The sequence below is a fragment of the Halopseudomonas salina genome (assembly GCF_014637955.1).
In the GTDB taxonomy this organism is placed as follows: Bacteria; Pseudomonadota; Gammaproteobacteria; order Pseudomonadales; family Pseudomonadaceae; genus Halopseudomonas; species Halopseudomonas salina.
The window spans coordinates 173,069-188,776 of the sequence record NZ_BMFF01000004.1; the positions used below are offsets into that span (position 1 = coordinate 173,069).

Below are 15,708 nucleotides of genomic sequence, written 5' to 3' on the forward strand. Positions count from 1 at the left end.
GTACGCTTGTAAGATTTTGACCTATTCGGAAATTCTTATGCTGCCCTTCACGCTGGTAGACCGCCTGCGCTACATCCTCGAGCGCCAGTTAATCAAAGGGGTGCATTATCAATTGCTGGTGGTAGCACTTTTTATCGGATTGATTTCGCTGATTGGTGGCTGGTTGGCCTGGCCCTCTGCAGCGGCTGACATGCCCCTGGCAGATTCGGTGTGGTGGGCATTTCTGCGACTTACCGATCCCGGATATCTTGGCGACGATGTGGGAACCTGGCGTCGAGTCATTTCAACTGTATTGACCGTTGTCGGGTATGTGTTGTTCATGGGTACACTGGTAGCCATCATGACCCGGTGGCTGATCAGTAAGATGGGGGTGCTGGAACAGGGCCTGACACCGGTCACCATCAGCAATCACGTGGTAATCCTGGGCTGGACAAACCGGACCATTCCCCTGGTGCAGGAAATCATGGATACCGCTGGAGGTATTCAGCGTCTGCTCAAATCTCTCGATACTCGCCGCCTGCGGCTGGTCATTCTCTCCGATATCGTCAACACCGAGCGCAGTCAGGAGCTGCGCGATACACCCGGCGTCGGTCGAAGGGTGAAGGACATCATCTTGCGCTCAGGTACGCCGCTGCACCCCGACGCACTGCACCGGGTCGCCTGTTTGCAGGCTGCCGTGGTCATGATTCCCGGGCGGTCACAGGGCGGTAGTACGCTTGTGACCGGCGATATGGAAACCATCAAGGCTTTATTGACCCTACACGCCCAAGGCCAACATAGCGGTCAGCCTTTACCTTATGTCGTTGCCGAGATCGAAGACGTTCGCAAACTTAACGTCATGCGCCGGGCCTACCCGGGGCCACTGGAAATTATCGCCAGCGACGCAATAGTCAGCCGTCTGATGGCACAGGCCATCTTGCATCCTGGCCTCCCGGAATTCTACGGCGAAGTCATGTCGGTGCACGATGGCAACGAGATTTACCTGCGCTCCAGTGCTGGCTGTGAGGGGCAGACATTAGCGGCAATTGCTTCACGATGTCCACGTGCAGTGCTTCTCGGTCTGGTGCGCAGGGAAGGGGAGAGATCAATCCCGATGCTCAACGCACCGACCAGCGAACGCCTGCGAGCGGGTGACAGCCTGGTAATGCTGGCCCGCGAGTATGAGGATGCTGATCCGATACAGGTAAGTGAGAGTCTCACCAGGGCCTGGGAGCGGAAAGAGCAGATTAATTCGGACCTGGTTGCTGTGAATGCAATCAAGAAGTCAGTACTTATTCTGGGCTGGAACCGCCGTCTGCCAGCTCTGGTGCACGAGCTTGCAACCTATGGTGAACAGAACTTCCGGCTCATGATGGTTTCAACGCTGGACGCCGAGGCCCAGCGTGAGGAGCTGGTGCAATACAGTGAGCAGGCTCAGCGAGTGCCATGTAATCACCTGCAGGCGGACTTCATGGCCGAGACGACGTTGAGAAAGATACTGCAAACCGAGTGGGACAGTATTCTGCTGGTATCAAGCGACCGGCTCGACTCGGGTGAAGAAGCCGACGCTAGAGCCATGGTCGGTTATATGGCAGTGGATGAGTTGCTGAAGGAGCGCAGAAAACGACCTCAGCTGTTGCTGGAATTGAGTGATCCTGCAAATGAAGAGCTGGTGGTGCGTAACCGCAGCGAAAGTATCATAAGTCCGATGATTCTCAGTCATCTCATGGCGCAAGTTGCTCAACGACGCGAGCTTGGGTTGGTATTCGAGGAGCTCTTTACCGTGGGCGGAGCCGAAATTCTTTATCGAGACCAGAGCGAATACCCGATGCAGAGCGTCAATACCTTTGCCGATCTGGAAGCTGTGGCTGGTTTGCAAGGCGAAACCGCTCTGGGCATCTACCGGAATGCCCCTGACGGCGAGGGCCGACGTCTGCAACTTAATCCTCCCAGGGATATTCCGCTCAAGCTTCAGGTTGGCGATGAGCTGGTTATTCTAACAACACTGCCTTGATACCTAATCTTCACAGACAATTATCAGGCTTGGGCAGACCGGCAATCTTGCTTGCGAGTTTGGCAGGGCTGCCGGGAAACAGCTTGAGTAAATAGATGCTCTTACCTTTCTCGGCGCCCAGTTCCTGGCCAATATATTTGACCAGCGGCCGCATGGCTGGAGAAAGCTGATAGCGCTGATAAAACTGCCGGAGTGCCAGAACCACCTCCAGGTGCTCTTCGGTAAGATCGATGCCCTCAAGGCGCGCCAGCTCAGCCGCCAAGGGTTGCGACCAGTCGTTCAGATCGACCAGAAAGCCTTCCTGATCCAGCGCTACATTCTTCGAGCCGATCTGTATTGTCTGCGTCACCAGCTGATCACCTTGCTGCTCTGTTCGCAGAGTCTAACCATACCGGCGTAGCCTGTGGGTTGCACTCGCGAGGGCAGGTCGTCGAGCGCCAGACCTCGAGCGAGCAGGTCCGTCTCCAGCACATACAGGCGCACATCGCCCGGTAGCAGACCGATGCTGCTCAAGGCCGCAGAACCGGGTAGAAGAGCGTAAACTGCGTCCTCGGTGAACAAGATTGATTGTCCGCTCGCCAATACCCGCTTGCAGCTGGCCAGCGAGCTGTTAGCGGACGGCGAATGGCGGAGAATATGCAGCAACGGCGCGCTCACAGGGAGACAACCTCCGAGTAATGTTCCAGTAAAACAGCGATTTGAGCGCTATCCACACAGTCTGCAGCCAGTGAACATTGTTTGATGTTCATGCCGCGCTCGGCCAGGGAGTGACGGCAAACCATGATGTCTTCTACTCCATACATGTCCAAAGCACCCAGGTTGGCGGTCAGGGACTTTTGCTGCAGTAGGCTGGCATCCTGGCCCTTGCGCAATTGCAGTACTCCATCACCCATAAAGAGAAACCCCGTCGGCACGCCAAAGGCGGCGGAGGCGAGGGCCAGATCGAGGGCTTCCCGGGCGGCGATATGCGTCGGCGGTCGACTGGTAATGATCAGCACACTTTTCATATCAGGTTCCGAACGTCACGGTACGGTCAGCTGTTTGCAGACTGTCGACCCATTGTCCAAGGCCGGATAACTCCCAGGGCGCTCCTGTGTTTGCTACAGGCCGCTGCCAGCGTGAAGCCTCCGCGTCATCGAGCACGCCGCGGCGCAGGGCGGCGGCAATGCATACAACGGCATCAAGCTGGTTCTCTGAAATGAAGGCTCTCCAATCCGCGTAGATGTCCGCTTCGTCCTGGGGCTGTACAGCCAGCGCGGTAGCCAGATGGACTGCGTCGCGATAGAAGAATAACCGACTGATCTGATGCCCGGCATCCAGCGTTGCGCGGGCAAAATTCAGTGCGCTGCGGGCAGCTGGATCCTGGGGACCGGAGAGTAGGACAATGGCAAAATTCATGGTCAGAACCGTTCAAAAACAAAAAAGGCCCGCTATCGAGCGGGCCTCATTGTAACCAACTAATCGATCAGTCGTCGCCAACAACGCCCAGAATGTGCAGCAGGCTCAGGAAAATGTTGTAGATAGAAACGAAAAGGGTGATGGTCGCCATGATGTAGTTGTCTTCGCCACCGTGAATGATGGAGCTGGTCTGATAAAGAATGATGGCCGATGAAAACAACACGAAGCCAGCAGAAATCGCCAGTGAAAGACCAGAGATGTCCAGGAAAATACTGGCCACGACTGCGCAAAGCAATACGACAAAACCAGCCATGATGAAGCCGGACAGGAAGCTGAAATCCTTGCGGGTCAGAATCGCGTATGCAGACAGACCCAGGAACACCATGGCAGTCATGCCCAATGCCATAGCCACCAGTGAACCGCCATTGGGCAGTGACAGGTAAGCGTTCAATATGGGGCCAGTGGTGTAGCCCAGGAAGCCGGTAAATACGAAGGTCAATACCAGACCCCAGCCCGAATCACGGAACTTCGAGGTCAGGAAGAGCAGGCCATAAAACCCCACCAGCATGATGATGATATTAGGCCGCGGCAGATTCAACGCCATTGAAACCATTGCAACAATGGAACTGAACGCCAAAGTCATGGCCAGCAGAGCATAGGTGTTGCGGAACAGCTTACTGACCTCGGCCTCGTTTACACCCGAATGCTGCAGGGTGGTTTGCTGATCTTGCATGTTCATAGTCGATCTCCAGGAGTGGGCAAGCAGGTTGATCCTTTGATATGCGCTCGATCATACCTGTTCGATGTTGCAAATCAAGGCCTTGAAAATGTTAAAGCGTTTCATTTAGCTACCTTGGGCATTGACTAGCGCGCGGTTTCCGGTAGTATTGCCGGCCGTGGAGGGATGGCAGAGCGGTTGAATGCACCGGTCTTGAAAACCGGCGTAGGTTAATAGCCTACCCAGGGTTCGAATCCCTGTCCCTCCGCCATATCAGTAGTCAAAAGCCCCAGAAATGGGGCTTTTTTCGTTCTGCTGTTGATCTGGACGATTGGGCGAATCATCAGGTGGTAGCAACTCCAACATGGGCTTGATCGGGCAACCATCCGGCCCACACCGCAAAGTCAGCCGCGGCCATCGGTTTGGCATAATAGAAGCCCTGGGCGAAACGGTAGTTGAGCGACCGCAAGAAAGCTTCCTGAGCAGGGGTCTCGACCCCCTCGCCAAGCGCCTCGATATGCAGGTGACGACTCAGCTGCGCAAGACTCGCAACTACACCGGCGCCGCGTCCGTCGGGTGATTGCCAGACAAACGCCTTATCTACCTTGATCAGATTGAACGGGATATCGATCAGACGTCCCAGAGAAGAGTAACCGGTACCGAAGTCGTCCAGGGCTAGAGAAAAACCAGCTGCAACCAGGTCATCGATCACCTGTCGCACACAATTGATGTCGAATTCCAATGCGTTCTCTGTTATTTCGAGCTTCATGCATCTTGGCGACACGCCTATAGATCGCGAGATATCCACAAAGCGGGCGGCCAGATTCGGATCCCGGAGTTGAGAGGGTGCTACATTGACCGAAATCCAGAATGCCGCGTTGCCCTCGAGCGCTTGCCAACTTCGAAGTTGAAGGCAGGCATCTTCGAAAACTTGTCCTCCCAGCTCATCCATGAGCCCCAGCTGCTCGGCCAGCGGGATAAAACAGTCCGGACCTATCGGGGCTTGCCCTTCAGGTAGTGGCCAGCGCAATAAGGCCTCAGCCCCCACTGCCTTACCGTTTTCCAAATCCATAACTGGTTGATAAAAGAGCACCAATTGCTTTTCGGAGACGGCAGACTGCAGATCGCCTTCAAGTTTGATTTCCTGGCGCTGCGCTTCCTTTATGCTGTGATCAGCCCAGCGAATAGGATCCGCGTCTGTATTGGCGGCCCCTTCAGCAAGCTCTTCGGCAAGCAGTGCCAGCTCTCGCGCGTGGCGGCCATCTGTGGGCGCGCGGGCAATACCCGCGCTCACCTCGACCCGTAGAACTTCACCCGCAATTTCAAAATCCTTTTCAGTAACAGCCGCAATGAAAGAGCGTGCTCGCTTCATCAGATGATGATCCGCATCGTTCGCCGCATCGGCTTCCGCAGAGATGATTACCGCGAAGGTGTGATCATGGGAACGGGCCAGCGATTCCTCCGGCTTAAGTCTGTTACCGAGGCGTTTGGCGATATCGCTCAGGAGATGATTGATTGTCTCCACGCCAAAGGCTCGATCAATGCGGTCAAGGCGTCTGAACTGCAAGGACACAAGGCCGGTCACTGAGCCGGATTCTGCCGTCTGATCAATGAGACGCTGTAGCCGCAAAAGCATACTGCGATGATTCAAGGCGCCAGTAATAGGATCGTGCTTGGCTCCGCTTGAATTCAAAAGTGCATTCAAGCGCCGAGTTTGGCCCTCCAGCCTGTCCTGAGCAGGATTCAGGTTGGTTATTTCCTGCTGCACGGAAAAAAAATAATCCAAACCTTCTCCATCATGGCGTAAACGCGTGATGGTCCACTCAACCAGATAGGGCGTACCGTCCTTCCGGTAATTCCACGCCTGACACTCAAAAGAGTCGCCGGCACGCAAGTTTGACTTGAGTCGCTCCAGAACTGTGCGATCAGTGTCCGGACCCTCCAGGAGGCTGGGTGCTGCACCCAGAAGCTCCTCTCGTGAATAACCCGTCATGCGTGTAAAAGCATCATTAACATGCACGTAGACCGGCCCTGCAGGTTCCAGCTCGCCAGTGGTTATGACTACTGAAAAATCTGATTCCTTGATGACCGCTAACAAGGCGGGGGGTCTGAAGGTCATTGGCTGCATCCTTGCTATTATTCGCGATGGGGTATCAGCAACTATATGTGGCCAAAATGCGGAAAAACTATATCTTTTTTTGCAACTGACTGGTCCCCAATTGATGGGTTGAGTCGAACCTGGAGACATTTGGCGCGCTATAGAGTGGTCTGCAGAAGAAATTGTTTTCCAGACCCAATTACGAAATAGGGGGCGTTTGCAACACGGATCCCCGATCCGCGGGGTCCGAAAACAGTAGGTGTTGAACCCGAGCAGAGAGCGCGTCGATGGCAAAGGGCTTGGTCAGCACTTGCATACAAGCTCCAAGATCGTCTTTACCAAGAACAGAAGCCTCCGCATAACCAGTAATAAACAGCACCTTGAGGCCAGGCCGATTTTCCAGGCCTGCGTCGGCCATCTGCCGTCCATTCAGACCGCCCGGGAGTCCGACATCGGTGATCAGCAGGTCAATGTTGATGTCGGAACGCAGCAGCTTGAGCCCTGCGACGCTATCAGCCGCCTCGATCAGGGTGTATCCCTGGTCGCCCAACGCCTCACGAAGCAACATTCTTACCGTTGGTTCATCATCGACGATAAGGATGGTCTCGCCACTTTTGGAAAAGTTTACGGGAGCGTTTTTCAGTTGTTGACCGACTTTCGCAGCGGGACCGTGATGGCGGGGAAGGTAAATGCTTATGGTCGTGCCCTGGTCAACCTCCGATTCAATACGTACCTGCCCACCTGACTGCTTGGCAAAACCGTAAATCATCGAGAGACCCAGCCCTGTCCCCTGACCGATTGGCTTGGTGGTAAAGAAAGGCTCAAAAGCTTTGGCAAGGATGTCCGGTGTCATACCAACACCGGAGTCAGTTACAGTAAGTGCAAGGTACTCACCCGGTGGTATCTCGGCAGCTTGCGCCGTCAGGCCCTCCAAATGCTTGTTGCTGGTTTCAATAACAATACGGCCACCATCAGGCATGGCATCTCGCGCATTGAGGCAAATGTTGAGCAAAGAGCTTTCGAGCTGCCCTGCATCAACCAACGTAGTCCAGAGATTGTCCGCGCCAACTGTTTTCACGAGGATGCCCGGTCCTACAGCGTGGCGGATCAATTCGACCATGCTGGCAATCAAGGTGTTCACATCAATGGCACGAGGATCCAGCGTTTGCCTACGCGAAAAGGCGAGCAATCTGTGGGTCAGAGAAGCTGCACGTTGGGCTGCCCCTTGTGCCGACAGGATATATTTACCTATCTCGTCGGTACGTCCCTGATTGATCCGTCTGGACATCAGTTCGAGCGCACCGGAAATACCTGCAAGCAAATTGTTGAAGTCATGGGCCAGCCCTCCTGTGAGCTGACCGACTGCTTCCATTTTCTGCGATTGACGCAACTTGTCCTCGGACTGCATCAGCTCATCGGTACGCTCTGCAACGCGTTGTTCCAGGGTGTCATTCAAAGCTCGTAGCGCTGCCAGTGCCCTGTCACGTTCCGCCTCGACAGCGCGTCGCTCTTCTACATCAAGAAGGACCCCTGGAAAGCGCAGAGGTACGCCCTCGGCGCTATGCTCAACCCGACCGTTTGCTTCTATCCAATAGTATTTCCCATCTGCCCGACGCACACGGTACTGGTGAGCATAGGCGCCGCCCCGCAGGATGGCTTCATCGATTGCGTTCATCAGACCAGCGCTGTCATCGGGATGCACTGTCTTTACCACCTCTACCAGAGGAAGGTCGTGTCGACTGATTCCGGGGGGAAGACCAAAGGCGTTCACAAAGCCGTCATCGATGCTGAAGTGGTCGGTAGCCAGATCCCAGTGCCAAGTACCAATAATGGCGCCAGCGGACAGCGCCAGTTGAACACGCTCTACATTGTCTCGGGCCAGGGCTTCGCTTGCGCGCAACCTTTCCTGCGCATTCCGCCGCTCAGTGACATCATTGAAAATGACCGCAATTTGCCTATCCGCCGGATCGCCGACGCGAACCGCGCGTACATCGAACCACCGGGCGAACGCTTCGGCGTAACTTTCGAAGCTGGCGGGCTCGCCGGTCATGGCCACCTTTCCGTAAATCTCAAACCAGAAGGGCTCCAGATCAGGGGCGTACTCTGTGACCCATTTACCCTGAAGGTTTACGCCCGCCTGTTTCTCGAACGCAGGGTTGATCTCGTCGAAACGGTAATCAACCGGCCTGTCCTGGCTGTCGAACTTGACCTGAACGATGGCAAACCCTGCCTCAACGGTTTCCAGTATCGTTCTGAAGCGTTCTTCGCTTCTGCGTAGCGCATTTGCTGCAATTCGCATCTGAGTCAAATCGAGCATGGCGCCGATAACACGTATTGCCTGGCCGCTCGAGTTCCGTATCACCTGTCCACGATCGAGGACCTCTGCATACGTACCATCTCCCCGGCGGAAGCGGTATTCCTCACTCCAGGCAGTTTCTTCACTATGAATGACGGTATGGATCGACGCATCAACACGGGCCTGATCGACCGGATGAATCTGGGCAATCCACCAATCTCCGGTCGGAGTAATGGTTTCTGCCGTGTAGCCGTAGGCGTGCATCAACGCCTCATTCCACAAGACGTAATTGGTCACAAGATCCCAATCCCACACCGCGTCGTTGGTGGCTTTAGCAATCAGCCTATAACGTTCATGCATCGCCTGTTCACCGCTTTGATCGCGGTTTTGCATGGTTTGAGAACTGCTTGCGGGCGTGTTTCCAGCTCCTTCTGGATGGTCGTCCTTCAAGGTATTACCCCGCGAGACACAAGGGTCGTTGCCTTCTCCATCGCCTGGCAAATAACTCTGGATAAACCGGCCTCATCAAAGGGCTTGGCCAATGTGGGTATGCCTGGGTCAGCCCGCTCGGTAATGTCCGAGTAACCCGATGCAATAATTACCGGCAACTTGGGGTTGGACACTTTCAGGCTTTCCACCAGTTGTCTGCCAGTGGTATTGGGCATGGCGTGGTCCGTAATGACCAGTGCGACTTCGAGATTCTTCAACATCTCAAGAGCTACGTCCGCAGAGGAAGCTTGAAAAGTGTGATGACCCATGTCCTCCAGAAGCGCACAGGTATTGGTCAGCACCAGGTCGTCGTCGTCAACTACGAGAATCTGTAATGGTTTGGTAGCAGAGGCGCACTGAGCAATGCTGGATGGACCGGCCTGCACAGTCAGCTCATGGCTAATCGGCAGCCACAGCTGGACTGTTGTACCTTTTCCCAGAACACTTTCTAACATCAGCTTGCCACCCAGTTGCTCGACTATGCCGTGTGCCATTGACAGCCCAAGCCCGGTACCCTTGCCAACGTCTTTTGTGGTGAAGAACGGTTCGATGGCCCGCCGAGCGGTTTCTTCATCCATACCGTCGCCGGTGTCGACAACCTCCAGCAAAACATATTCATTTGGCTCCATTACCGCTTCAACGCTATCGAAAGCGGTGGGTAGACGGGCCGAGATTAATACCTCGCCGCCCCCGGGCATGGCGTCGCGGGCATTGATGACCAGATTCAGAAGGGCCGTTTCCAACTGGTTACGATCGCCATGAATGCGGGGCAGGGCAGACGCGATTCTTGTATGAATCCGCATAACGGGCCCAATGGATTGCCGAATGAGACCTTGTATCCCCTGCAACAGGTCGGCAATTACCAATGTCTCTATTTTTAGTGGCTGGTGTCTGGAGAAGGCCAGCATCCGCTGGGTCATGGCAGCACCGCGCTCGGCGCCCTGAATAGCATTGTCAATCAGGTCAAGTACAGGGGAGTCAGGGGCTCGTTTCTTCGCCAGGTTCAGACTGATCAAGACGATGGTCAGCAGATTGTTGAAATCGTGGGCGACACCGCCGGTGAGACGACCAACGGCTTCCATTTTCCGCGCCTGAAACAAAGCTTCACGTGCGCGGTCGAGCTCCTGCTGGGTTTGATAGCGCTCGGTGATATCACGAGTGACCTTGGCAAATCCGGTGATAGAGCCCACCTCGTCGCGAATCGGATCGATAATCACGTGGGCCCAAAACCGCGAGCCGTCGTTTCTGACCCGCCAGCCCTCCGTCTCGAAGCGCCCCTGCGCCGCGGCAATTTCAAGACCACGCTTGGGCAAGCCGGCAAGTCTGTCTTCCTCGGTATAAAACAAGGAAAAAGGCAAACCAATTATTTCTTCGCTGGCATATCCCTTGAAGCGCTGCGCTCCAGAATTCCAGCTGGCAACGATACCGTCTGGGTCGAGCATGTAAACGGCATAGTCGATGATCGAGTCGACCAGCAGCCGGTAGCGTTCCTCCACGTTAGGCAATAGAGGTGACATATCTTGAATTTTCATGCCGATTTGCGGTCCTAGATGTTGAAGGTGCGAGCTGGCCCAGTGCTCTGAAACATTTCCTAACAGCCGCGAAGATTTTAACCATACTGGCTGATAAAATACGCCAATAAAGTGGCTCGGATGGTTTCAGAGTCAGAAAACAGCTGCCCAACAGCAGATTAGTACGTTGCTCTCGAGGGGCTGCGTCCCTTTTGAGGATATCGAATGGCAAAAACATACCCCGTCATCTCCACCGGCAACAACGGATTTGACGCAATTCTCAAGGGCGGACTGCCCCAAAACCGGCTCTATCTTTTAGAGGGCACGCCCGGTGCTGGTAAAACAACACTTGGCTTACAGTTCCTGCTCGAGGGTGTTGCCGCCGGCGAGCCCGTGCTCTACATCACCCTCTCAGAAACGGCAGAAGAACTTGAAAGTGTGGCGCATTCACATGGTTGGACACTCGATGGTATTGATCTGTTCGAGTTTTCTTCCACTGCTGAAGTGCTGGGCCAAAGCTATGAGCAATCCATCCTGCATCCCTGGGAGGCCGAGCTAGGCAATACCATTCGGCTGATCGAGGAAAAGGTAGAACTGCTCAAGCCAAAGCGACTGGTCTTCGACAGCCTGTCAGAAATGCGCCTGCTTGCTCAGGATCCCTTGCGCTACCGACGCCAGGTTTTGGCGCTCAAACAGTATTTCTCTGGTCAGCAGATCACCGTTCTGCTGGTAGACGATATGACAGGTTCTAACGGGGAGCGTGATAATCACTTGCACAGTCTTTGCCATGGTGTTGTTACCCTGGAACGGCTGACCCTGGAGTTCGGGGCCGCTCGCAGGCGCATGCAGGTACAGAAACTGCGAGGAGTGGATTTCGTAGCTGGCTATCATGACTTTACTATCAAGAAAGGTGGATTGGAGGTGTACCCTCGTCTCATTGCGGCCAAGCACCATGTCAAGTTCAGCACTGAATCAGTTTGTAGCGGGATAAAAGAGCTCGACGACTTGCTGGTTGGTGGCCCCCTACGGGGTACCAGCACTCTGGTAACCGGTCCGGCCGGCTCCGGCAAAACCACTCTGGCACTCGTATACCTGGCAGCTGCCTGTAGAAGGGGGGAAAACTGCACCATCTACGAATTCGATGAGCGGGTAGCCACGCTCATCAATCGCGCGGACAGCATGGGGCTCGACCTCAGTAGGTATGTAGCAAATGGTCAGCTGGTAATCCAGCAGATTGATCCGGCAGAAATCTCCCCCGGTGAATTTACCTGGCGAGTGCGCACCGAAGTAGAAGAACGCAACAGCAGGATGATCGTAGTTGACAGTCTTAATGGCTATATGGCCGCTATGCCTCAGGAGCAGCAGCTCATCCTGCAGATGCATGAGGTGCTGTCCTATCTGAGCCAGTTGGGGGTCGTCACCTTTCTGATAAACCCACAGCATGGGCTCATAGGCTCGATGTCCACCAGCCTCAACGTTTCCTACATAGCAGACTCAGTCATACTGATTCGCTATTTCGAAGCCCAAGGGAGGCTTCGCAAAGCGATTTCAGTACTCAAACACCGTACTGGCGCCCATGAAGATGCTATTCGTGAATTGCGGATTGACTCTCATGGCGTACGCGTTGGCGATCCACTGATAACATTCCGCGGCGTACTTACGGGCACCCCGGAATATTTTGGCGAAGAACACCTCATGGAAGAGAGGCAGCGTGATTTCTGAAAGACGACCTGAAGCGAAGACCCTTTCAATTGTTGCACCGTTCAAAGGGGATGCGCCCAGCCTGAACAAGCTTTTCTCAGGTAAGTACTATGTTCAGGTTCATTCCAATATCAACTCCCTTGCAGCAGAGCTCGGCGCGGGTACGGGGCTGGTCATCCTGACCGAAGAGTCCCTGCTGGGCGGAGTCGTTGCGCTGGACGAGGCGCTGGGTCGCCAGCCCAGCTGGTCTGATATTCCGACCATACTCTTGGCATCTAACAAAGGTCGATTGGGGCGTGATACCGATGTTGCCAGACGCCGTTTGCCTGCCTCCGCCGGCTACGTGATCGTGCTGGAGCGACCATTGAGTTCCGCATCGTTATTGAGTGCAGTTGATGCTGCCTGGGGTTCACGTGAGCGTCAGTTCGAGATGCGTGATCGCCTGGCTGAACTCGCGGAAGAACGCGGCCGGCTGACAACGCTTTTGGAAAACGTGCCCGTCGGTATCAGTTTCATGGACAGTCAGGGCAAATCAATCATCAGCAATCCGCTGTTCAGAAAGTATCTGCCCAGTGGAATTATTCCTTCAAAGCACCCGTCAAGCGCTGCACGCTGGATCGCTCGTGATTCAGAGGGTAAAAAGCTGGAGCCGAACATGTTTCCCGGCGCCAGAGCCCTCAGAGGCGAGGCCGCGACAGGTGTGGAGTTTTGCCACAAACTTGATAGTGGTTCCGAGTCCTGGATGCGTGTAAGCGCGGTGCCTTTGTACGACGAGCAGCGCAATATTCTTGGAGCCGCGTCGGTCATTCTGGATATAAACGAAGAAAAGCAGGCTGAGCTGTCTCTGCGCCGTTTTAATGAGGAGCTCGAGATTCAGGTACAGGCGCGAACACGCGAACTCAATGCCGCTATTGAGCGACTCAGAAAGGAGAGTGATGAGCGCGAACGAGCCGAGGACCAGCTCCGCCAGGCACTGAAGATGGAGGCGGTAGGCCAGTTGACCGGGGGTATCGCGCATGATTTCAACAATATGCTCACGGGCGTTATCAGCGCGCTTGATCTGATCAAGATTCGCATGGCTAAAGGCCAAACCAAAGACATTGAACGGTTTATGGACGCGGCCAACAGCTCTGCACAGCGCGCAGCCTCCTTGACCCAACGATTGCTGGCTTTTTCAAGGCGCCAACCACTGGACGCCAAACCCTTGCCAATCAACCGTCTGGTGTCGACTCTCAAGGATCTGCTGCAGAGAACGGTATCCGAGCAGATCGCCCTCACATTGGAGCTCTGTAGTGAGGATCCATGGATCCACGCCGACGGCAATCAGTTGGAAAACGCTATTCTCAATCTCGTCATCAATGCCAGGGACGCAATGCCTGCGGGGGGAGCCCTGATCATTCGCACTCGGCTTATCAAGTCCAATGAGGCTGAGCAGGGGCAGGTGTGTATTGATGTGCAAGATACCGGGTATGGAATACCCCACCATGTTCAGGACAAGGTCATGGAGCCCTTCTTCACCACCAAGCCGATTGGTCAGGGCACAGGGCTAGGTCTGTCCATGGTTTACGGCTTTGCTCAGCAAAGTCATGGTTACCTTACAATCAACAGCGTGCCGGAGAGGGGTACCAACGTAACCATCTGCCTGCCGGAAAACTACCAGGCTCACAAGGACTCAGCGCCTATTGAAAGGTTGGCTAAAGCAGGTAGCGGTCAGTCGATACTACTGGTTGAAGACGACGATTCGGTGAGGCTGATCAACAAGGAAGTGCTGGAAGAGCTCGGCTATCAGGTTACGGTGGCTCGCAACAGCGATGAGGCGCTCGAATCCTTTTACGTCATGGACCGCGTTGATCTGCTGTTGACCGATGTCGGGCTACCGGGAATGAACGGTCGGCAGTTGGCTGAGGTTATTCAGCAGCTGCAACCAAGGTTGCCTGTTCTCTTTCTCACCGGTTACGCAGAGAGCGCCATCAACCAGACCGATTTTCTCGGTCCGCATATGCAATTGTTGACCAAGCCTTTTACCATTGATGTATTGGCCAGCCGCGTAGCAAACATGCTGCTGGCCAATACACAGGAAAATGCTGGATATCAGACTACGCCCTGAGCGAGCATCGTGTCCGCAATTTTGACGAAGCCTGCTATGTTAGCCCCTTTGACATAGTTGATAAATCCATCATGTTCCCTGCCGAAATGCACGCAGGTGTTGTGGATCGACTTCATGATGCTGTGCAGCTTTTCGTCTACCTCACCGGCAGTCCAATGCAGGCGCATGGCGTTCTGAGTCATTTCCAGCCCGCTCACGGCAACGCCGCCAGCATTAGCGGCTTTACCCGGCGCGAACAGGATCTGGTGCTCCATGAACACATCGACGGCAGCCAGAGTGCACGGCATATTGGCACCTTCAGCCACGCATATGCAGCCATTCTGGACCAGAGCACGAGCGTCGGTTTCGTCAAGCTCATTTTGTGTGGCGCAGGGCAGGGCGATATCACACTGCAAATGCCAGGGCGTCTGTCCGGGGTAAAAGTCAGCGTTGTCGCTGGCCATTTCTTCCAGCCTTCCGCGACGTTCGTTCTTGAGCGCCATCAGCTCGAACCATTGATCAGACGTCATACCTTCGACGAAGTGCAGGGTACCGCCAGAGTCGGAAACGGAAATCACCTGCCCACCGAGTTCCAGCACTTTTTGCGCAGCGTACTGGGCAACGTTGCCGGAGCCCGAAATAGCGACGCGTTTGCCTGCGAAACCGGTATCACGGCCCTTGAGCATCTCTTGCGCAAAATACACACAGCCGTAGCCGGTCGCTTCCGGACGGATGAGGCTGCCTCCGTAGGTGGGGCCCTTGCCAGTCAGCACCGAAGTGAATTCATTGCGCAGACGTTTGTACTGCCCGTACATATAGCCAATCTCGCGTGCGCCAACTCCGATGTCGCCAGCGGGCACATCCACATCTGCACCGATATGACGCGCGAGTTCCGTCATGAACGACTGACAGAAGCGCATCACTTCTTCGTCACTCTTGCCCTTGGGGTCAAAATCCGATCCGCCCTTGCCACCGCCCATTGGCAGAGTTGTCAATGCATTCTTGAAAACCTGTTCAAAGGCGAGGAACTTCAGCACGCTCAGATTTACCGATGGATGAAAGCGCAGCCCACCCTTGTAGGGCCCTATGGCGCTGTTCATCTGTATCCGGAAGCCCCGATTGACCTGGACCTGGTTCTTGTCATCCATCCACGGCACCCGGAACATTATCACCCGCTCTGGCTCGACGAGACGCTCGATAATGCCACTTTTCAAGTACTTGGGATGTGATTCCAGAAACTCCCAAAGAGAGCTGAGTATTTCTTCCGCAGCCTGATGGAATTCAGGCTGGTCGGGATCACGCTTTTTGATATTCGCGAGACAGTTTTCCAGGGTGTAGGTCATTTGCATTCTCTTGTAGTAAGCGTGAAGAACATTATTGGCTTAAGGGCATATGCATACAGACACGCAGTCGCGCCT

The 15,708-nt window shown here is 54.7% G+C and carries 12 protein-coding genes and 1 tRNA gene; 4 read left to right on the forward strand and 9 right to left on the reverse strand.

The genetic code is table 11. The features are described from left to right. The first annotated feature begins 37 nt into the window (after nt 1–37). Nucleotides 38–1,993: a CASTOR/POLLUX-related putative ion channel gene (locus IEV54_RS10845; RefSeq protein WP_150276979.1), complete on the forward strand. Its 1,956-nt coding sequence runs from the start codon at nt 38–40 to the stop codon at nt 1,991–1,993. 10 nt (nt 1,994–2,003) lie between these two features. Here the strand turns inward: IEV54_RS10845 and IEV54_RS10850 are convergent, their stop codons facing one another. The 5 genes from IEV54_RS10850 to IEV54_RS10870 all read right to left on the reverse strand — a co-directional run bounded on the left by IEV54_RS10850 (nt 2,004) and on the right by IEV54_RS10870 (nt 4,124). Continuing rightward, nucleotides 2,004–2,342, reverse strand: a complete 339-nt coding sequence (locus tag IEV54_RS10850) for a TusE/DsrC/DsvC family sulfur relay protein (protein ID WP_223825390.1) — start codon at nt 2,340–2,342, stop codon at nt 2,004–2,006. Then, nucleotides 2,339–2,650, reverse strand: a complete 312-nt coding sequence (gene tusB / locus IEV54_RS10855) for a sulfurtransferase complex subunit TusB (protein WP_150276978.1) — start codon at nt 2,648–2,650, stop codon at nt 2,339–2,341. The genes IEV54_RS10850 and tusB overlap by 4 nt, the downstream gene beginning before the upstream one ends. Continuing rightward, the gene (gene tusC / locus IEV54_RS10860; RefSeq protein WP_150276977.1) at nt 2,647–3,000 is read right to left on the reverse strand and encodes a sulfurtransferase complex subunit TusC; all 354 of its coding nucleotides are present in this window, start codon (nt 2,998–3,000) and stop codon (nt 2,647–2,649) included. The genes tusB and tusC overlap by 4 nt, the downstream gene beginning before the upstream one ends. 1 nt (nt 3,001) lies before the next feature. Then, nucleotides 3,002–3,391, reverse strand: coding sequence for a sulfurtransferase complex subunit TusD (gene tusD / locus IEV54_RS10865; protein ID WP_150276976.1), 390 nt, complete (start codon nt 3,389–3,391; stop codon nt 3,002–3,004). 67 nt (nt 3,392–3,458) lie between these two features. Further along, on the reverse strand, nt 3,459–4,124 hold the full coding sequence (locus IEV54_RS10870; RefSeq protein WP_150277115.1) for a Bax inhibitor-1/YccA family protein: 666 nt from the start codon (nt 4,122–4,124) through the stop codon (nt 3,459–3,461). A gap of 165 nt (nt 4,125–4,289) precedes the next feature. On the opposite strand from IEV54_RS10870, the gene IEV54_RS10875 reads away from it, so the two are divergent. Beyond that, nucleotides 4,290–4,380: transfer RNA gene (locus tag IEV54_RS10875), tRNA-Ser, on the forward strand. Nucleotides 4,381–4,452: 72 nt separating this feature from the next. Here IEV54_RS10875 and IEV54_RS10880 read toward each other — a convergent pair. The 3 genes from IEV54_RS10880 to IEV54_RS10890 are packed head-to-tail and all read right to left on the reverse strand — an operon-like array spanning nt 4,453 to nt 10,524. Further along, nucleotides 4,453–6,357, reverse strand: a complete 1,905-nt coding sequence (locus tag IEV54_RS10880) for a putative bifunctional diguanylate cyclase/phosphodiesterase (RefSeq protein ID WP_308420819.1) — start codon at nt 6,355–6,357, stop codon at nt 4,453–4,455. Between the two features lie 49 nt (nt 6,358–6,406). After that, the gene (locus IEV54_RS10885; RefSeq protein WP_150277114.1) at nt 6,407–8,896 is read right to left on the reverse strand and encodes a PAS domain-containing protein; all 2,490 of its coding nucleotides are present in this window, start codon (nt 8,894–8,896) and stop codon (nt 6,407–6,409) included. Nucleotides 8,897–8,949: 53 nt separating this feature from the next. Beyond that, entirely contained in the window at nt 8,950–10,524 is a 1,575-nt protein-coding gene (locus tag IEV54_RS10890; protein ID WP_150276974.1) for an ATP-binding response regulator, read from the reverse strand. Nucleotides 10,525–10,728: 204 nt separating this feature from the next. Here IEV54_RS10890 and IEV54_RS10895 point away from each other — a divergent pair, with 204 nt between their 5' ends. Then, nucleotides 10,729–12,225 (forward strand): ATPase domain-containing protein, encoded by a 1,497-nt coding sequence (locus tag IEV54_RS10895; protein ID WP_150276973.1) that lies wholly within the window; start codon nt 10,729–10,731, stop codon nt 12,223–12,225. After that, entirely contained in the window at nt 12,215–14,311 is a 2,097-nt protein-coding gene (locus tag IEV54_RS10900) for an ATP-binding protein (protein ID WP_150276972.1), read from the forward strand. Before IEV54_RS10895 ends, IEV54_RS10900 begins: the two co-directional genes overlap by 11 nt. On the opposite strand, the gene gdhA is transcribed toward IEV54_RS10900, so the two are convergent. Continuing rightward, the gene (gene gdhA, locus IEV54_RS10905; protein WP_150276971.1) at nt 14,296–15,633 is read right to left on the reverse strand and encodes an NADP-specific glutamate dehydrogenase; all 1,338 of its coding nucleotides are present in this window, start codon (nt 15,631–15,633) and stop codon (nt 14,296–14,298) included. The genes IEV54_RS10900 and gdhA overlap by 16 nt on opposite strands. Between the last annotated feature and the right edge of the window lie 75 nt (nt 15,634–15,708).